At 62.1% G+C, this 17,854-nt stretch carries 16 protein-coding genes; 9 read left to right on the top strand and 7 right to left on the bottom strand.

Annotated features, from left to right (window positions below; genetic code table 11):
• The 3 genes from BV071_RS28430 to BV071_RS28420 all read right to left on the bottom strand — a co-directional run.
• Positions 1-647: hypothetical protein (locus tag BV071_RS28430; protein WP_035614652.1), on the bottom strand; the 647-nt coding region annotated here is incomplete at its 3' end.
• The gene (locus BV071_RS28425; protein ID WP_265595008.1) at positions 634-1,542 is read right to left on the bottom strand and encodes a hypothetical protein; all 909 of its coding nucleotides are present in this window, start codon (positions 1,540-1,542) and stop codon (positions 634-636) included. The genes BV071_RS28430 and BV071_RS28425, both read right to left, overlap by 14 nt.
• Positions 1,539-2,438, bottom strand: coding sequence for a hypothetical protein (locus tag BV071_RS28420; protein WP_035614648.1), 900 nt, complete (start codon positions 2,436-2,438; stop codon positions 1,539-1,541). Before BV071_RS28420 ends, BV071_RS28425 begins: the two co-directional genes overlap by 4 nt.
• Positions 2,439-2,567: 129 nt before the next feature.
• Here BV071_RS28420 and BV071_RS28415 point away from each other — a divergent pair, with 129 nt between their 5' ends.
• The 3 genes from BV071_RS28415 to BV071_RS28405 are packed head-to-tail and all read left to right on the top strand — an operon-like array spanning position 2,568 to position 5,915.
• Positions 2,568-3,746 (top strand): adenosine deaminase, encoded by a 1,179-nt coding sequence (locus BV071_RS28415; protein ID WP_081886293.1) that lies wholly within the window; start codon positions 2,568-2,570, stop codon positions 3,744-3,746.
• Positions 3,743-4,840, top strand: a complete 1,098-nt coding sequence (locus BV071_RS28410) for an alanine--glyoxylate aminotransferase family protein (protein WP_035614645.1) — start codon at positions 3,743-3,745, stop codon at positions 4,838-4,840. Before BV071_RS28415 ends, BV071_RS28410 begins: the two co-directional genes overlap by 4 nt.
• A 4-nt stretch (positions 4,841-4,844) precedes the next feature.
• Positions 4,845-5,915, top strand: a complete 1,071-nt coding sequence (locus BV071_RS28405; protein ID WP_035614636.1) for an Amuc_1099 family pilus-like system protein — start codon at positions 4,845-4,847, stop codon at positions 5,913-5,915.
• 413 nt (positions 5,916-6,328) lie between these two features.
• On the opposite strand, the gene BV071_RS33880 is transcribed toward BV071_RS28405, so the two are convergent.
• Both BV071_RS33880 and BV071_RS28395 read right to left on the bottom strand, forming a co-directional pair.
• Complete coding sequence (locus BV071_RS33880; RefSeq protein ID WP_052573986.1) at positions 6,329-9,178, bottom strand: Amuc_1099 family pilus-like system protein; 2,850 nt, start codon at positions 9,176-9,178, stop codon at positions 6,329-6,331.
• A 26-nt stretch (positions 9,179-9,204) separates the two neighbouring features.
• The gene (locus tag BV071_RS28395) at positions 9,205-9,699 is read right to left on the bottom strand and encodes an RNA polymerase sigma factor (RefSeq protein ID WP_035614634.1); all 495 of its coding nucleotides are present in this window, start codon (positions 9,697-9,699) and stop codon (positions 9,205-9,207) included.
• Between the two features lie 202 nt (positions 9,700-9,901).
• Between BV071_RS28395 and BV071_RS28390 the strand changes: the two genes are divergently transcribed.
• Positions 9,902-10,507 (top strand): SLBB domain-containing protein, encoded by a 606-nt coding sequence (locus BV071_RS28390; protein ID WP_035614631.1) that lies wholly within the window; start codon positions 9,902-9,904, stop codon positions 10,505-10,507.
• A 26-nt stretch (positions 10,508-10,533) separates the two neighbouring features.
• Here the strand turns inward: BV071_RS28390 and BV071_RS28385 are convergent, their stop codons facing one another.
• Positions 10,534-11,031 carry an energy transducer TonB gene (locus BV071_RS28385; protein WP_035614629.1) on the bottom strand — a complete coding sequence of 166 codons (498 nt, stop codon included), beginning with the start codon at positions 11,029-11,031 and terminating at the stop codon, positions 10,534-10,536.
• 79 nt (positions 11,032-11,110) lie between these two features.
• Positions 11,111-12,025 (bottom strand): hypothetical protein, encoded by a 915-nt coding sequence (locus BV071_RS28380; protein ID WP_265595007.1) that lies wholly within the window; start codon positions 12,023-12,025, stop codon positions 11,111-11,113.
• Between the two features lie 110 nt (positions 12,026-12,135).
• Between BV071_RS28380 and BV071_RS28375 the strand changes: the two genes are divergently transcribed.
• From BV071_RS28375 to BV071_RS28355, 5 genes are all read left to right on the top strand, one after another.
• Positions 12,136-13,956: an NPCBM/NEW2 domain-containing protein gene (locus BV071_RS28375; RefSeq protein WP_265595006.1), complete on the top strand. Its 1,821-nt coding sequence runs from the start codon at positions 12,136-12,138 to the stop codon at positions 13,954-13,956.
• A 78-nt stretch (positions 13,957-14,034) separates the two neighbouring features.
• Complete coding sequence (locus BV071_RS28370) at positions 14,035-14,460, top strand: MarR family transcriptional regulator (RefSeq protein ID WP_035614622.1); 426 nt, start codon at positions 14,035-14,037, stop codon at positions 14,458-14,460.
• A 386-nt stretch (positions 14,461-14,846) separates the two neighbouring features.
• Positions 14,847-17,198, top strand: a complete 2,352-nt coding sequence (locus BV071_RS28365) for a glycoside hydrolase family 2 (RefSeq protein WP_035614620.1) — start codon at positions 14,847-14,849, stop codon at positions 17,196-17,198.
• Positions 17,199-17,321: 123 nt separating this feature from the next.
• Positions 17,322-17,531 (top strand): hypothetical protein, encoded by a 210-nt coding sequence (locus BV071_RS28360; RefSeq protein ID WP_035614618.1) that lies wholly within the window; start codon positions 17,322-17,324, stop codon positions 17,529-17,531.
• Between the two features lie 3 nt (positions 17,532-17,534).
• Positions 17,535-17,831, top strand: coding sequence for a type II toxin-antitoxin system RelE/ParE family toxin (locus tag BV071_RS28355; RefSeq protein ID WP_035614616.1), 297 nt, complete (start codon positions 17,535-17,537; stop codon positions 17,829-17,831).
• Positions 17,832-17,854 lie beyond the last annotated feature (23 nt).

Raw genomic sequence — 17,854 nt, 5'->3', positions numbered from 1 at the left:
TCCCTCTCCTTCGCCTGAAACCTCCCCATGCCGACAAGAGACCTCCACACAGGCCTCAAAGCCGGGCGCGGATGCCAGGCCGCGAACATCCGGTAATTCTTCCGGAGCAGATCCAACTGCCGCTCCAACACCTTCGCTTCCGCTTCGTTCGCCGCAAGCTCGCTGGCATACCTCGCCGCCTGTTCCGCAGCCAGCTTCTCCCGCGTGTGATCCACGACCACGCGGCAGATCTTTTGAGCATCCATCTCAGCCGCCTTCCTCACCTTCGCTTCCGCAAGCATGCTCCCGGGGAGCGGATCGTAAGTGATGAGCGACCTCAAGCGCTCGATCGCCTCAGCCTCACTCACATGCCAAGCCCCCGCCAAGCCCGTCTCTCTAACCGACTTCTCCAATACCTCGGGACAAGTCAGCGCGGCAAAGAGTTCGGCGTGCCCGAGCACGGGCGGATAAGACGGCCCGTGCCCACCCCCACTCCAAGTTCGGGTGGGACAAAGCCGGAGAACCGCCACCGCTTGGTCAGGGCGGAGATGCTTCCAATGCAAAACCAGCAAGCCGAAGAGCGCCAACAGCAGCAGCATCCACAATAGACGTCGCCATCGATAGATCACGAAGGCGGGATACCAGCGCCGATGCTCAAGCTTGTCCATGCGCGTGAGCGGATTCAGGTGCGATCTGCGCTCTCAGCATCCTGCGCGGCACCAGCATCTCCAACACATAAGCCATCACGATCGCCACCAGCACGCTCACCCCGAAGGTCCATCCACCCGCGATGGCGAAGTCCTCGAAATGATGCAACGCCGGCATCCCGGGCCAGTGCGGTGCTTCATGCTCGATGAGCGCCGTGGCGAAGCTGCAACCGCCCCCCATCTCCTCCGCCGCAACCTGATGCTTGAGTTGCTCCAGCAATCGCTGGTCCGCTTGGATCTCCACCAGAGACTCGAAGCGTGCGGCAAGGTCCACGCCTCGCTCATGATCGGGCCGCTCGGCGATGAACTTGGCTTCCGCTGCGCTTAGCTTGGCCACAAGCTCGGTTGCGGCCTTCCTTGCCACCGCCTTCCGCTCCGCAGTCAGGCGCGCGGTCTCTGCCGCACGGTCCGCGTCCAATCGTTCACCGGCATGCTTCGTGAGTGCCTTGCAAATCTCCAGCGGGTCGGCGCCGGAGACCTTACGGACCTTCACTTCGACCAGCGAGGTCCCCGGGATCGAGTCGCAAATCACCTTGTCCCGGAGATCTTCAAGCGCCCCGGCATCGCTCGTCTTCCACGCCGCCGTAAGACCACAGTCTTGCACCACCTTGCCCAGCACCTCGGGAGACCGCATCATCTCGATTTGCTCTGACATCCATGTGGGCACCGGTCGGCCGGCCAGGATGGAAGTGGTGGGATTGAGCTGCACCACCGCACGCACATGGTCCCAGCGCAGCCGGTTCCAGTGCGATGCCAATACTCCGAGGCAAGCCAGCAGCGGCAAGATCCACATCACATGCCTCCATCGCCACACGATAAAAGACAGCCCCCACTGGCGTGTTGATAGAGCATTCATAAAAGCGGTGCGGCTTGGATGCTGAGCTTCCTGCGCTCGGAGTGCCTTCGCTCCAGAAAGCAGGCAAGGATGCAGGCCGCTACGGCACCTGCGGCAAGTGATCCAAGAATCACCGGCCCTGATGAGCGGAGGCGTTCCTTGAATGAACCCTTTCTCCATTCCGGTACCGGACAGCTTTCCTCCGCTTGAGAAGCCAGCGCCAAGCTTTGCTCCAGGCTTTCCGCCATCCTTGTCCAGTCCTCGACCTCCCCCTCTTTCGCGAGGAACTCCGCTTTCGCCATGGTGTGCTTGAGATCGAATCTCTCCGCCGCATCTCCGTCTTTCCGCGCTTCGGCGGAGTAGCGATCTTTCGCCGTCGCCAGTTCGGCCTCCGCCTGCTTCACCCGCGCCTGCACCGCCGCAAGCTTCTCCTTCACCTTGCTGGCTTCCGCCTCTCCCTCTTCCGCAAACGTGTGATCCAGGATCGCCTGGCACACCTTGGCGGAATCTGCCCCGGGAATCGGGGCAACCTTGATCTCGACCAGGAAGCTGTCCGGGACCGGATCAAAGGACACAAAGTCCCGCAAACGGCTGCCAGCCGTCTCGCGATCTGTCTGCCAAGCCTCAAGCAGACCGGCGTCTTCCGCGGCATCTCCCAGCACCTCGGACGATTGCAGCAAGCGATAACGCGCGGACTCCTGCACCGGCACCCTGGTATCCGCGCAATTCCCTGGCAGGATGATCCACTCAGGCTCCGGCGGCGACTGGATCACGGCTACGGCGTATTCCTGGCGACCATTCCCCAAGTGGACCGCCAGCCCGCACAGGGCCGCAAAAAGTGGTGCGATCCACAGCAGGTGACAGCGTCGCAGCATCACATCGAGCAGCTTCCAGTCGGGACACGGCATCTCGCTCATGCCTTTTTGCTTTGCATCACAAAGTGAATGGCGCAAGCTTCTTTTGCAGCAAGCACCAGCCGCATCGCAGTCCCGGGCCTGTGCAGATTTTCCGCGCCCTCGCGCCCGGGATCTGCTAGAGAGGTATGGATGATCGAGCACCGTTATCCGGAATTCCATCCGGTGGCCCCCTTGCCCACCGGCACCGATCTCGTGGCAGCCCTCGATTTCCGCCGCCTGCCGAAGATCCTCCTGCACGAGCACCTAGATGGCGGCCTGCGCCCCGCGAGCATCATCGAACTGGCGAAGGAGCAAGGCTACCAAGGCCTGCCCACCTCAGACCCGGAAGACCTCGCAACATGGTTCCACCGCGGCGCCCAGCGCGGGAATCTGCCGGAATATCTCGAAGGCTTCGCCCACACCATCGCCGTCATGCAGACGCGCGATGCCTTGGGCCGCATCGCCTATGAGTTCCTGGAAGACATGGCCAAGGATGGCGTGGTCTATGCGGAGATCCGCTTCGCCCCGGTCTTCCACACGCAGCAAGACCTCACGCAGGATGAAGTCGTTGAAGCGGTGCTCGATGGCCTGGAACGCGGCCGCAAGGAATTCGGCGTGGAGTGGGGCCTGCTCATCTGCGCGATGCGCGACCGCACCGACTCACTCGAAGCCGCGGAACTGGCGATCCGCTGGCGCGACCGCGGTGTCGTCGGCTTCGACCTCGCCGGCGGCGAGTTCGGCCACCCGCCGAAGAAGCATGTCGATGCCTTCCACGCGATCCAGCGCGCGAACTTCTACATCACCATCCACGCCGGCGAAGCCTTCGGCCCGGAGTCAATCTGGCAGGCCTTGCAGTGGTGCGGTGCCCATCGCCTCGGCCACGGCACCCGCCTGCGCAACGACATCGAGGTCCGGCCGGATGGCTCGCTCAAGCTCGGTCGCCTCGCCCAATATATCCTCGATCGCCGCGTGCCGCTGGAGATGTGCCTCTCCAGCAATGTCCACACCGGTGCCTGCGCCAGCTTTGAGGAGCATCCTTTCGCGCTCTTCCACCGCGCCGGCTTCCGGGTCTTCCTGAATACGGATGACCGCCTGATGAGCGACACCGAGATGTCGAAGGAGCTTTCGATCGCCACCACCACCTTCGGCCTCAGCCTTGTGGAGCTGGAGAAGATGACGATGAATGCGATGAAGAGCTCCTTCGCGCCGCACGAAACGCGGGTCGCGCTGCTCCGCCAGCGCCTGCTACCGACTTACTCCATGCTGTTCGCGGAGTTGACGGCGAAGGCCTTCGCGTCTCAGCTTCCGAAAAACCCCCATTTCCCATGAACGTTCCCGAACGCATCCTGATGGGCCCCGGCCCTAGCACCGTCCCCTCCCGCATCCTCCGCGCCATGGCCTCGCCCACGCTGGGTCACCTCGATCCGCGCTACATCGAGATCATGGACCACACCTGCGTGATGCTGCGCAAGGTCTACCAGACGGAGAACGCCCTGACCTTCCCCGTCTCCGCCACCGGCATGGCTGGCATGGAGTGCGTGGTCACGAATTTGTTAGAGCGTGGCGATGAGGCGATCGTCTGCGTGAACGGAGTCTTCGGCACCCGCATGGTGGACATGATGGAGCGCCAGGGCATCGTGGTGCACCGGGTGGACGTGCCTTGGGGTGAGATCTTCCCACTGGAGATGCTGGCGGAGGCCATCGACAAGCACGCGGATGCGAAGGCGCTGGCAATCGTTCACGCCGAGACTTCCACCGGTGCCCTCCAGCCCCTCGAAGGTCTGGCCGAGCTGGTCCACGACTCCGGCATGCTTCTCATTGTGGATGCCGTGACCTCCCTCGGTGGTCATCCGCTGAAGGTCGATGAATGGGGCATCGATGGCATCTACTCCGGCACCCAGAAGTGCCTGTCCTGCCCGCCCGGGCTTTCGCCTGTCTCCTTCTCGCCCCGCGCCCTCGAAGTCATCGAGCAGCGCAAGACCAAGGTCCAAAGCTGGTACTTCGATACCACCATGCTCAAGGACTACTACAAAGGCAGTGGCAAGCGCGCCTATCACCACACCGCCCCGGTGAACATGATCTACGCCCTGCACGAAGCCCTCGTCATCGTGCTGGAGGAAGGCCTGGAAGCCCGCCACGCCCGCCATGCCAGACTCCACCGCCGCCTCCGCGCGGGCCTGGAATCGATGGGCATCAGGTATGTGCCCGAGCATTCGCTATTCACGCTGAACTGCATCCACATCCCGGAAGGTGCGGACGATGCCGCCGTGCGCGCCAAGCTGCTCGACGACTACTCGATCGAAATCGGCGCCGGCCTCGGCCCCTTCGCCGGCAAGGCTTGGCGGATTGGTTTGATGGGCCACTCCGCCACCCAGGCGAATGTGGATCTCGTGCTCGCGGCTCTGGTGGATTGCCTCGAATGAGACAATGAAATCAACACTCCAGCTTCTGGCCTTCGCGCTTCTGGCATTCCCCTTCGCGGGAATGGCGCAGGAGCAGAAGGCCGAGGAGCCGGAGCTTCCTGTTGGTTTGAAAAGCCTGAGCTTTGTCCGTGAGGAAGCGACGAAGTGGTATATCGCCTTCGATTTAGCTTACGAAGGCCGATGGAAACCAATTTTCTTCGGCCAGCTTCCGGACAAGCGGAATCTCTTCGAGAAGGATCGCGGAAAGCCGATGCTGGGCCCGGGCGATGTCTTTTTCCGTGCGGGAGGTCCTTTCGAAGGCCGTTTCAAGTTCCTTGGCTTCGCCACAAGGGAGATTAAGAATTCGAAGACTGGCTTCCTGGAGATGCGCAGGGTCGCGGAGTACGAGGACCTGAAGCCTAACAAAAAGGGCATCAAGTATGAATCCATAGAGGGACTTCCGGAGAACAGGATCGACTCCCACGCCTACTACGACCGCACCGCCGTCTTCACCTCCAAGATCCCCGGCAAAGTCCTCCAACTGGAGTTCAAGGTCGAGGAGCTCACCCACTTCGCGCTACCTCCCGATGCCACCAGCAAGGACTTCTTCCTGAAAGAAGTCAGCGCCGATAAGGTGGTGGTGGAATACAAAGACCCCACTGGCACCCTCCGCAGCGCCACCATCCAGAAGACTCCGGCGAACAAGGCCGAACCCGCCAATTTCTACCAGAGGCTGGATCTCCCCAGGGATGCCCAAGGCATCGACATCCTCAAGCAACTCGCCTTGCTGAAGCTCACTCCGAAAGGAGGAGTGGATGGCCAAAGCTTGGATGAGGTCCTTCACTCGTTGAACCAAGCCGGAGCAGGAGGCCAAGACGGCGGCGTGATCAACTTCGCAATCCGCGGCCACAGCGACGATGCGCCGAAGCTGACCCTGCCCGAAAAGGAAACCAACTTCGCCGCAGCCCTCGATAGGGCATGCATCCAAGCCGGCTTCCGCTGGAAGATCGAGTTCGACGGTGAGACCAAGCAGCCACTCTTGGTTCTCTATAAGAAAGGCGACAAACCCTCGGGGCAGAAGAGCCCCAAAGATTGAGCCTTCCACCCGTATTCTCCCAACGCCGGAGGCGTGTCGGAGCTTAGCCGGTGGTGAAGCGGAGCGAGAACCACCGGATAGGCCGCTCGCCATTAATCCCGCCCCGGAGGGCCGACTTTCAGCAGAGCTGCCTTTCGGTAGGGCTGCCTGGCCTCAGGCAGCCGCGGGCGATCCACGGGGACCTCAACAGTCTTCTGCGCTCTCGGCTGATCCCCACATCGCTCGCGGCGCGCTGAGGCCAGCGCACCCTACCGCATCGTGAGATCCCCGCCCCATCCTCATCCGGCCTTTCAGGGAAAAATCCCCGCCATCCTGATCTCCGGACAAGCTCCAAGACATCCGAAAAGCAAAGAAGGGCGGGATCTCCCCCGCCCTTCTCGAATCAAATCCGCGCCTAACAAATCAACTCACCCTCACTTCCGGATCGTATAGCTCTGCTTCACCCCGGAACCATCGGTCTGCTCCACAGTGACATGGTCCTCCGCCACCTCCCGCAGGAAGAACTCCTTCTTCCCTGAGTTGGGCGGCAAGGCAAACTGGCTGCCCTCTTCCACCTTCACCTCAAGGGCTTCAGCGTCAGCTCCCGCCTTCAGTCCAAAGACCGCCGTCCGGTCATAATAGGCGTGAGCCTCTATCTCGTTCTCCGGCAATTTCTCCTGAGACTCGTAGCGCCGTCCCTTCTTGCTCTCCTTGAGATCCTCATAGAGGGCCACATTCATCTCTTCATCGTTTCCAGTCCGATCGTTGTGGATCGTTCTCCGGACGATGCCGTTGAACTTGAAGCGCCCCGCCATCGATTTATCCAGGAAGAAGACATCCCCGGGACTGATCATGCTCGCAGCGGACACCCGGTTGTCGAATTTCTGGCCGGTCGCAGTCTGCCCCAGAAGCTTCGGCGCCCACATACCATCCGACATGAGCCCGAAGGTCACATACCACTTCGTGCTCTCATCCCGCAGATAGCCCCAATCCTTGAAGATCTCGGGCACTTCGGAGGAAGGCTTCGCGACGACCGCGGCCGGCACATTCACCAAGGCGGTCGGATCATACTTCCCGATCTTCCGCAGCGTCTCGATGAAGCCCGCGCGCTGCTCCTGCGGATCCTCCGCCAAGGCTGGCTTCGCGATCTGCTCGATCTTCCCCCAGGACATGTCCGCCAGCTCCGGCATCTGCCGCAGCTTCATCCCGAAGAGCGCTACCGCCGAGGCGAAGCGGAAGTCATTGCCCGCGCTCTCCCAAGCCACCGGCTCGCCCTTCACCGGCGTCTCGATCAAGGCGCTGGTATCGCCCTCCGGATGCTTGTGGCGCAGCTTCAGCGCAAACCAATCCTCGCTGTTCACCACCTCGCGGCCAGCCGGACGCTGGTAACGCAGGGTATCCACCGTGCCCGCATTCGGCATCGGCACACCATCCGGCACGATCTCGTAAAAGGCCGTCACCGTGTGGCCCGCGCCAATATCCCCGGCGTCCACCTTATCGTTGTTGAAGTCCTCGTGACGCAAGATCCGGTCGGCATAACCAATCAGGCGATAGGCCTGCACCTTGCCCGGATTGAACTCCACCTGGATCTTCACGTCCTTGGCAATCGTCACCAGCGTGCCGGTCAGCTTCTCGCCGAAGACGCGCCGCGCTTCCTCATCGCCATTCACGTAGAAGTAGTTTCCGTCGCCATCCTTGGAGATCGCCTCCATCATCGAGTCATTCAGGTTGCCGGTGCCGAAGCCAAGCACGCTCAGGCTCACGCCGCCCTTCGCGCCACCCTTCACCAGATTGACCAAGTCGCCCTGACCGGTGGTGCCCACGTTGAAGTCACCATCGGTGGCCAGGATCACCCGGTTCGTACCGCCTTGGATCCGCCCCTTCGTCGCCAGTTCGTAGGCGCGCTTGATGCCCGCGCCACCATTGGTCGAGCCGCCCGACTCCAGCTTCTCCAGCGCCTGGATCGCAGCGGACTTGCCACGTTCATCCAGCACCGTGGAATCCAGTGCCACCCCTTCGGTCCCCGCATACACCACCATCGCCACCCGGTCGCGCTCATCGAGCTGGTCGATCAGCACCCGCATCGAGCGCTTCAGCAGCGGCAGCTTGTCCGGCGATTGCATGGAGCCCGAGACATCGATCAGGAAGACCAGGTTCGAGGCCGGCCGTGCGTTCTTCGCCATCTCCTTGCCCTTGATTGCCACCCGCGCCAAGAGGTGACCCTCCTTCCACGGGCAAGTCGCCAGGGTGCCATGCACCGCGAATGGCCCATCGCCCTTTGGCCCCTCGTACTTGTAGTCGAAGTAGTTCACGCACTCCTCGATCCGCACCGCATCCGGCGGCACCGGACGCCCCTCCTGGATCATCCGCCGCAGGTTCGTGTAAGACGCGGTGTCCACATCGATCGAAAAGGTCGAAAGCGCATCCTGCCACGGCGACTTCCACGGCTGATCCACCAACTGGCCGTAGCGCTCCGTGTTCCCCAAGTTGGGATTCAATGAGATGATTTCGTCATCGACCACAGACTTGGCTTTTTGCGCCATCGACGCAGCACGAGCTTTCTCCGACTCCTCGGGGATGCCCATCTCCTTCAACATTCCTCCCATTTCCTCGCTCTTCGCCTCGCCACCGCTTCGGGACCGGAGCTTATCCCTGTCCATTCCTGCCAAGGATCCGTCAGCACCTCCCCCAGCGAAGCCTCGGCCCACACCGGCCCCACGGCCCCCGCCCACGCCTGAGCCCCCACCACTTCCTCCCATGGCACCCGGCGAACTCAGCGCCGAATTGGTCATGGTCGACGGCGCCGCAGGCAGCTGCGCAATCTCACGCCCAGACTCGGGAATCACCGGCGCGGCTTCATCCATCCGCTCCTTGGCAGCGAACTCGAACTTCGGCGCAGCAGCAGCGGCCTCCGTTGAGCCCTCGGCCGCGGCACTGTCAGCCACCGGCGCCGGTGGAAGCCTGTGCAAGGTCTTGGCCTTGGACTCGGCCACAATCGACCTTTCCTTCGCCTCGCTTGGAGCACGGCTGGCCACGGCATTTACTTTCTCCTCAGCAGCCTGCTGCGAGAAATAGACACCCGCGCCCCCGCACACCACCGCAGCCGCGGCGGCCATCGAGGCCCATGCAGCACCGCGCCCTTTCGAGCGCACCGGTGCCGGAGCAGCGGCATCGAGCTTCTGCTCGATCGCCTTGAGGAGTTCCTCATCGGCAGCCCCGCGCGCTTGCTTGCGCAGCAGCGAGTCGATCAGGCGTTCAGAGGGATCTTCGGAAGAAGGATTCATGAAAGTAAAATGGTAGGAAAATGGGTTCAGTCGTTTTTCGAAAGGCAGAGGCGCAGGGCCTCCCTTGCTCGCTCCAGGCGCTTGCGCAGCGCCGCCGCATTCAGGCCTAACAAGCCCGCGGCATCCTCGCTGGTACGACCTTCATCGTAGCAAACGCGCAGCGCCTGGGCCATCGGCTCCGGCAGCTTCTCCCGGCACTCCGCCAAGCGCGCAAACACCGCGGCATCCCCCGCCGGATACGGCGCAAGCGTCGCCTCCAGCGTCGACAAGGCAGCCTCATCAAAAGGCACCTCCCGCGAATGCAGCCGGCAGTGCTCCCGCCACTTGTTGCGCAGGATCCCGCGCATCCAGGTGGCGAAGTCACGCGTGACATCGAAGCGGCCGATATTCTGCCAAGCCGCCACGAAGGCGTCTTGCACCAGTTCGCGCGCCGTCGGCTCATCCGCCGCCAGCGCCCGGGCATAGGCGTGCAGGGATAGATGATGGCTGCGGATCAATTCGGAGAAGCGAGTCCTGTCCATGGGCTCGGGTGGGGAAATGGCGAGTGCTTGCATGGCTCTTCAAGGGTCATTGAGAGCAGCCGCGCGGATCGTGACATCTTTCTGCAAAAAGGTCCCCATTCCTCCCCCGAAATTCACTTTGCCACATAAAGTTTAGCTTGCCTCGTTTACTTTTTCTCACAAAGTAAGACGCGAGTTTGCCAATCGATCCCCGCTCCTAACCATGAACCGTACGCTTCCCGTCATCCTCGCCGCCCTCGGTCTCGCATCCTTCGCCTTCGCCGGCCTCGAGCCCGGCGATACGGTCAAAGTGAGCCTCAGGGGACTCGAAGCCACCGAACAGCAGAAGGTGAACGGCGAATACAAGGTCGGCGAGGCCGGCGGCGTCTCGCTACCCCTCTTGGACAAGCCGGTGCCAGCCCGCGGCCTGAGCGCAGAGCAATTCGCCCGCGCCGCCGAGGCCGCCTACCGCAGCGAAGGCATCTATACGACTCCCAAGATCGAAGCCGAGGCCGTCAAAGGCACCACCGTCGACAATGGCCCCAGCATGGTCAGCATCGGCGGCCACGTGAAACGCGCTGGCGACGTCCAGTACCGCCAAGGCCTCACGGTCGTCCGAGCGATCAACGGTGCCGGCGGCCGGGACGACTTCGCCAGCCGCAATGTCCTGCTGATCCGCAACGGCAAGTCCTACTGGATCGACTACACCAAACTCGAACACAAGAACATCGTCCTGCTCCCGAACGATGCCCTGCAGGTCGATCAACACGGCGCAATCACAGACCGCTGGAAAGGCTCCGACGAGTCGGTGAAACCGCTGCTGAAGTAAGAAGAACTAACCGACGGATCCCGCGATCACAAGATCCCCGTCGGGTTCATGCGATACTTGATGGTGGCGGTGATGAGGAATTCCTCCGGTGAGCCATCCACAGTGCCAGGACGGAATGTCCACTTCTTCACCGTGTGCTCGATGGTCCGCGCGAAGTACGAATTGTTCATGTCCATGCAGTCCGCCTTCTTCACCCGGCCATCCCTGCCCACCACAATGGCAACCCACACGTCCTTCTCCTTGGCGATCGGCGTGTAGGCCACCGGATAGCAGGGCGAGGGTGTGTACTCCGGTTCGGGATAGTCCACCGAGCGCCCCTCGTAGGACCGCATGATCCAGCCCTCCCGGGGGAAATCCATCTCGGCCTTCATCGCCATCTGGTGCCCCACGGAACCCGGCATGGAGGCCCCCGTCCCGACCACCGGCGGTATCGAAGTCGAGGTCATCTGGAAATAGCCGCAGGATGGGAGGGCCAGAGCCGCCAGCAGCGGCAGGAAGCGGTAGGGCAACTTGAATGGATTCATAACCAATACCGGAAGCCTATCCCCCGGCCGCTGTCCTACAAGATCCATTTCTGTTACCAAAGGGGTACCCCCGGGGCGCCTATTTTTCCGGAATTTCCACCTTCACCACCACCGGCTCCAGCCCGGTGGCCTTTTTCAGCACCCCGCGCTGGATCGCGCTGGCGTCGCAGGCCTCGATCAACTTTTTGACCACCGAATTCTCCACAGCCCCGGCTCCGGTGAGCTGATAGAGCGCCAGACCTGCGGGTGTGACGAAGAAGCGTGGCGTCCCGGAGTCGCCTTGGTAAATGTCGTAGTCCCAAGGCTTGCGGGCACCTTCCAGCGGAATGCCGATGGGACCGGGATAGGCCACTGCCTCATGCTTCAGATTCGCCGGCGGCCGCATGCCCGCCTGCGAGATCGACAGGTCAGGCACTTTCAGCTCCCGCAGCCGCGTCTTCTGCGCCTCCGTCATCGTCGGCATCAGCGGCATCACATGGATGCCCGCTGGCACGGCCTCATTCAACAGACCGACGCTGAGATCATATGCCTGCACTTCCGCATTCGCGATCATCTCCATGTCCACCACCTTGCTATCGGCGGTTACGAAGCGGATCACCTGCGGCTGCACCTTCATCCAGCCGCCATCCCACGCGGGATGGGCGTGCTGGCAGAAGAGGATGTGGCGCGGCGTGATCATCACCCCGCCGTAGCGCTCGCCCACGTATTCCAGCGGCGGCTTCCACACCGCACAACCGGTGAGCTGCGGCACCAGATCCGCACACCACAGATTCGGGTTGCGCGTGTATTTCTTCGCGGCGTGGTCCTTCTTCGAGAAGATATTGCGGGTATTGTCCGAGGCCTGCTTGCCCTTCAAACGGGAGTCGACTCCTTGGCTGAGGCTCTGGGCGAAGGATTCCATGGTCGCCCCCTTCCCGTCCGCGGCGATAGCAGCGATCATCGCCACACAGGCCACGGAAATCACAAGGATGGGAACAGCCAATCGGCGGGACATGCCAAACAGCATGCAAGGAAACCGCGCCCGATCAAGCCCCGGGACACAACTCTCCCGCGCTGGAAATGCTTGTCCCCCCAGCGCCAGCCCCCTCATTTATGGATCGTTCCATGAAGCCCTATCTCCTCCTCTGCGCCTGCCTCGTCTCCCCGGCCGCCATCGCACAGGAGCGCCCGGACTGGGGCACGGCCCAAAAGGAACTCACCGCCTGGCATCAAGCCGCGACCGAAAAGAAGGACCCGCAGCCCCCGCGCCTGCGCGTCGTCTACTTCCACGGCAAGGACCGCCCGCCCCTGCCCGACTACCAGGCACGCCTCACCCGGGTGATGAATGACGTCAGCGACTTCTACCGCGATGGCCTGAAGAGCTATGGCATCGCCAGCGAGGGACTGCCGCTGGAGAAACGCGAAGACGGCAGCCTCATACTGCATATGGTGGAGGGCCAGCACGAGTCTTCCCACTACAACTACGAGTCCGGCGACGAGACCGAGGCCGAGATCCGCAAGACCCTGGCCGGGGAGATCGATCTCGACCGCGAGTTCGTGCTCACCCTCTACGGCCAGTGCTGGAAGATGCCGAACGGCGGCTGGGGCTTCTATACGCCCTACTATGGCAAGGGCGGCTCCTGCCAGCGCTGGGGCTTCTGCCACGCCGCCGATTGCAAGCTGCTCGATCCCCTGCTCCTGAAGGAAAAGGACAAGCGCATCCGCTACTGGGAGCACTACGGCGACCGTGACCAAAGCCTCGCTCAATTCAATAGCTTCTACCTCGGAGGCATCGCCCACGAGCTCGGCCACGGCCTCGGCCTGCCGCACGATGGCGAGAGCCCGGCGCAGCATGCCACGCTCGGCAGCAGCCTCATGGGCGGCGGCAATCTCACCTACCGCCAGGAACTCTGGAAACCGGGCGCGAAAGGCAGCTGCCTCTCGGAAGCCAGTGCCGTGCGCCTGCTCTCACACCCACTCATCGCCGCATCGAATGCCGGACGCTTCGAAAGCGCGGAGGGCGAGTTGGGCGGCATCGAAGCAGACGGCACCAGCCGCGACTTTTCGATCAAGGGCAAGATCGACGGCAAGATCCCCGCCTATGCCGTCATTGCCTACGTCGACCCCGCGGGCGGCAGCGACTACGATGCTCTTACTTGGGTCTCGCCCGTTCACGAGGGAGCCTTCGCCTTGGAACACATGGAGGTCCCCGGCAAACTGCCGAACCTGCGTCTGGTCGCCTGCCATATGAATGGCGAAACCACGATGCTCGCCGCCAATCTGCCCCTCGATGGGGATAAACTCATCGGCGAAGTACTCCCAAGCATGCTCCTCCACTCGCAGATCGATACCCTGGAGCAGGCCGTGGCCAGCGGCGCACCGGAAGCAGCAGCCATGGTCGCGCGGTCACTCAAGGCCAAACCCGTGGACAAAGATTGGCGGAAGAGCGTCGAGCTGTTAGACCAGTATCTGCGCCCCGACGCCCCGCTTGTCGATCTATCCAAGACCGACCAAAAGTCCTGCTACCTCTCCGATGCCGCCTGGAGCAGTGCAAAGACCGGTTGGGCCGGCACACCCCGCGACCGCTGGGGCGCACCACCGGAGTATCGCCAAGGTCTCTTTCTTCGCATCGCCGGCGAATTGCAAGCGAAGGGCCTGCCCGCTCATTGCCCCGCCAGCCACGTTTTCTCCACCGCCGGTTGCTGGCAACGCTTCAAGTCCACCGTTGGCATCCGCGGCGGTGCTGGCCACGATGCCCGCGCAATCTTCATCGTGAAGGGGGATGGCGAGGAGCTCCATCGCTCCGCCCAGCTGGACCAAGGCATGGCCGAACGCATCGACCTCGATATCCGCGGCGTGAAGGAACTCACCCTCGAGACCGAAAGCGGCCTACCCACCAATCATACTTGTTGGGCGGTGTGGGGTATGCCCTTGTTAGAGCGCTGATCTGCACGCTTCCTGCTCCAGGAAGGTGCGAGCCAGAAACTTGCACCGCATCGCATTACGACATAAACTGGATCCCGGATGGCAGCGCAACAAAGCCGAAAGCTCACCGACGCCGATTTCACCAAGCTCGCCGACTTCCGCTACGCCCTGCGTTGCTTCATGGAGTTCAGCGAATCCGCCGCGGCCAAGGAAGGACTCACCCCGCAGCAGCACCAGGCCCTCTTGGCCATCCGCGGCAGCGAGGCCGCCACCACATCCGTCGGCCGCCTCGCCGAGCGCTTGCGCATCCGCCACAACACCGCGGTCGAACTCGCCCAGCGCCTCGAACTCGCCGGCCTGATCACCCGCGCCCCCAGCCCGGAGGACCGCCGCTCCGTCCTCCTCCGCGTCACCGAGGCCGGCGAGGACAAGCTCGAGCACCTCAGCCTCGTCCACCGCGCCGAACTCCGCGAGCTCAGCCCGCAGATCATCGCCCTCTTCAAGAGCCTCGGGCATCTGGAGTAGCCGGGGGCATCCGCTTGGAACACTTCACCTAGCGTTCCCGTCCACGCCGTCCCCACTGAGAGGCGGCCTGAAAAAAGCAGGACCGTGGCTCCGCGAGGTCCAGCTTATGACGTCCTTCCTTCGACCTCCCGCAATGCCCGCTCTCTAACAGCTCCATCCGGAGGAACCTCCACTCACTTCCGCGCAGCCCCCGGGTCCTTCAACAACCACTGGTGAACGATAGCGATCGATGTCTCCTCATGTGCTGTCGCCAACAAACCTGAATCCGCCAGCATCCCCGCAGCTTCCTCTGGATCCTTTCCTGCGCGCACTTGGATGTATGGCCAGTCCCGGAGGTGAAAAACCGATCCGCGCAGTGCGCGTAATGGCTCAAGGCCCGAACCGACATGAATCCAACGACCGGCACCGCCCTTGCAACTCTTCTCGCCATGGGCATCGCTTCGGGTGCGGAATGGGCTCTTCCCAAGGATGCTCCGCTGCTCACCCCTTGGTCCGGTCAGGTCTCTCCGGAGAATGCCCTGCCCGAATATCCAAGGCCCTCAATGGTGAGGGCTGAATGGAAGAGCCTGAACGGGCTCTGGGATTATCAGATCACCGCCAAGGATGCTGGCAGGCCGGAAAAATTCGACGGCAGTATTCTGGTTCCCTTCCCGGTGGAATCCGCCCTTTCCGGAGTGATGAAACCCCTTTTGCCGGGACAGCGGCTTTGGTATCGCCGCAGCTTTGCGATTCCTGACGCTTGGAAAGGCCGCCGCGTCGCGCTCCATTTCGGAGCTGTGGATTGGCAGTGCGAGCTTTGGCTCAATGGAAAATCCCTCGGCAGCCATCGCGGCGGCTACGATTCCTTTTCCTTCGACCTCACCCAAGGGCTTATCCAGGGCGACCAGGAACTGGTCCTCGCCGTCACCGATCCCACTAGCGAAGGCTGGCAGATGAGAGGGAAGCAATCGCTTCATCCCGGGGGAGCCGCCTACACCGCCACCTCGGGCATCTGGCAGACAGTGTGGATGGAACCCTTGCCGGAAAGCTCCGTCAATTCGCTCAAGATCGAGACCGATGCCCTCACGGGAACCTTGCGGCTCACAGTCGATGGCTATACCCCGCCGGGCAAAACCCGGGTGGAAGCCATCATTCTCGACGGCGGCAAGACGGTCGCGAATGGCGGCGGCATCCTCGGAAAGGAAATCACTCCTGAAATTGCAGCCAACCTGGCTTGGTACAAATCAAGATCCAGCTATGCCGTCGCTTCGATGGATATTCGGATCCCGGACGCGAAACCGTGGACGCCCGACGACCCTCATCTCTACGATCTTGTCGTCCGCCTGAAGGATGAAAGCGGCAAGCAACTCGACGAGGTGCGGGGCTATTTCGGCATGCGCACGATCGGCAGGGGCCGCGATGACAAGGGCAACATGCGCCCGCTTCTCAACGGCAAGCCCTTCCTTTTCATGGGAGCGCTCGACCAAGGTTTCTGGCCGGACGGGATCTACACCGCAGCTTCAGACGAGGCGCTGCGCTTCGACATCGAAGCAGCGAAGAAACTCGGGATCAACTGCATCCGCAAGCACATCAAGATCGAACCCGAGCGTTACTATTACTGGGCCGACAAGCTGGGGCTGATGATCCTGCAGGACCTCCCGAGCGGCGACCAGGGAGACCCTATCACCGACCGGCCCCGGATGCCGGAAGCGGTGGCGCAATGTGAATCCGAAATGCGGACCTTGATCCGGCAGAGATGGAACCATCCCTCCATCGTCATGTGGGAAATGTTCAACGAAGGATGGGGGCAATACGACACGCTGCGTCACGCTTCATGGGCGAAGCAACTCGACCCTTCCCGGCTGGTCTCCGAGGCCAGCGGATTCCCCCACCACGGGGCCGGGGATGTTTACGATGTCCACGGTGGCATTCCTCCAAAGTGTGAGGACATGGTCGGAATCGACTCGGAGACATCGGGCAATGGCCTATCCGTCACGGACCACCAATGGCCCGGCAAGCCATGGGCGACAGGGACCTACGACCCTCTAACCGGCGGCGAGACCACCGGGGCGTTTCCAGAACTGCATCCCTTGGATGAAAACTCGAAACGCTGGTATGGTGAAACGACGAGAAATCTCTACCGGTCTGCGTGGAACGAAGCGGAAGGCAACGGCAACAGCGGGATGTTCAAGGTCCAGTTGTACGATGTGGAAACGGAAAGCAACGGGATGATCAGCTATGACCGCAAGGTGTGGAAGGTCGATCCCGAGCTCGTGTCCCGTGCTGCCCGCGGCGAGAGACTGCGTGAGGATGTCCTTCAGCTCCTCCCTACCTCCGGCCAAGGGGAAGTCACCTGGCGCTACACCTTCTCCGCGCCCGCGCAAGATTGGGCCTCGCCTGCATTTGATGATTCGGCGTGGCGGCAAGGGGCCGGTTCTTTCGGCGGAGCGCCCCAAGGGGGGCGGAGCCGGACGCGGTGGACAAGCTCCGGCATCTGGCTGCGCACCGAGTTTGAACTCGGGTCCGTTCCTGAAAAGCCGATGATCCGCGCCGCGCACGACGAGGACATGGAAGTCTATATCAACGGGCACCCCGCTTGCCGCGACAGCGGGGTGCTGAATGTTTACGACGATTTCCCGATCGCCCCTGACGCCGCCGCTTCCCTACACCGCGGCAAGAATTCGATAGCGGTCTGCTGCAGGCAAACGACCGGCGGCCAGTTCGTGGATGTGGGTCTCGTTGACCACGGGAAGAAGTAGGCCATCACATGGTTTTCATGCCGGCATCTGAACGCGCAGGAAATAGACTACGTTGGCCTTACCCCTGCCTCAGCCCCAAAAATCCGGATGGCAAGGACCGCCTTCTCCAAGTAAGATGCAGCCATGAAGCTGGAAGAGATTTTCCAAGAGGCGTCAAAACTTCCGGAGCATGATCGTGCGGTTCTCGCGGCCGGCCTGCTTGGCACCCTGCCTCCACTTCTTGCGGACGAGGACGAAGGAATCGGCGAAGCCACGCTGCGTTCTCGGGAATTGGACGAAGACCCGGCAAACGGCTGCACTTGGGCGGAGATCAAGCAAGCTCTGGGCCGATAGTGCATGAAGGTGATTTTTCACCGCCGTATCCAGCGGGACTTGCGCACGGCTCTGGACTACTACGAGGCGGAGGCTGGAGCCGCGCTAGGCGACCGGTTTTTCGCGGACGCGGAAGCTGCGGTCAGTTCAGTCCTTGAAAACCCGAGGGGCTTTCACTTTGTGGCTGATGGACTCAGGCGCGCCAGCTTCAAGAACTTTCCTTACCACTTCGTTTTCGAGGAAGAGCTTGGACGGGTAAGGTTTCTCGTTCTGCGCCACGACAAAAGGCATCCAATCTACGGATTGCGCCGCAAATGGTAACATCTCCTCCAGTTCGGACGACG

It is taken from the genome of Haloferula sp. BvORR071 (genome assembly GCF_000739615.1).
Taxonomy (GTDB): Bacteria; Verrucomicrobiota; Verrucomicrobiia; order Verrucomicrobiales; family Akkermansiaceae; genus Haloferula.
The sequence above is the reverse complement of the archived record's forward strand: the minus strand, read 5'-3'. Positions and strand labels throughout refer to the sequence as shown.

Excerpts from the sequence above, each read along its gene's own strand:
- BV071_RS28410 (WP_035614645.1), top strand. The coding sequence starts at position 3,743 with ATGAACGTTCCCGAACGCATCCTGATGGGCCCCGGCCCTAGCACCGTC.
- BV071_RS28425 (WP_265595008.1), bottom strand. The coding sequence starts at position 1,542 with ATGAATGCTCTATCAACACGCCAGTGGGGGCTGTCTTTTATCGTGTGG.
- BV071_RS28385 (WP_035614629.1), bottom strand. The coding sequence starts at position 11,031 with ATGAATCCATTCAAGTTGCCCTACCGCTTCCTGCCGCTGCTGGCGGCT.
- BV071_RS33880 (WP_052573986.1), bottom strand. The coding sequence starts at position 9,178 with ATGAATCCTTCTTCCGAAGATCCCTCTGAACGCCTGATCGACTCGCTG.
- BV071_RS28355 (WP_035614616.1), top strand. The coding sequence starts at position 17,535 with ATGAAGGTGATTTTTCACCGCCGTATCCAGCGGGACTTGCGCACGGCT.
- BV071_RS28415 (WP_081886293.1), top strand. The coding sequence starts at position 2,568 with ATGATCGAGCACCGTTATCCGGAATTCCATCCGGTGGCCCCCTTGCCC.
- BV071_RS28390 (WP_035614631.1), top strand. The coding sequence starts at position 9,902 with ATGAACCGTACGCTTCCCGTCATCCTCGCCGCCCTCGGTCTCGCATCC.
- BV071_RS28405 (WP_035614636.1), top strand. The coding sequence starts at position 4,845 with ATGAAATCAACACTCCAGCTTCTGGCCTTCGCGCTTCTGGCATTCCCC.
- BV071_RS28360 (WP_035614618.1), top strand. The coding sequence starts at position 17,322 with ATGAAGCTGGAAGAGATTTTCCAAGAGGCGTCAAAACTTCCGGAGCAT.
- BV071_RS28370 (WP_035614622.1), top strand. The coding sequence starts at position 14,035 with ATGGCAGCGCAACAAAGCCGAAAGCTCACCGACGCCGATTTCACCAAG.
- BV071_RS28395 (WP_035614634.1), bottom strand. The coding sequence starts at position 9,699 with ATGGACAGGACTCGCTTCTCCGAATTGATCCGCAGCCATCATCTATCC.
- BV071_RS28380 (WP_265595007.1), bottom strand. The coding sequence starts at position 12,025 with ATGTCCCGCCGATTGGCTGTTCCCATCCTTGTGATTTCCGTGGCCTGT.
- BV071_RS28365 (WP_035614620.1), top strand. The coding sequence starts at position 14,847 with ATGAATCCAACGACCGGCACCGCCCTTGCAACTCTTCTCGCCATGGGC.
- BV071_RS28420 (WP_035614648.1), bottom strand. The coding sequence starts at position 2,438 with ATGAGCGAGATGCCGTGTCCCGACTGGAAGCTGCTCGATGTGATGCTG.
- BV071_RS28375 (WP_265595006.1), top strand. The coding sequence starts at position 12,136 with ATGAAGCCCTATCTCCTCCTCTGCGCCTGCCTCGTCTCCCCGGCCGCC.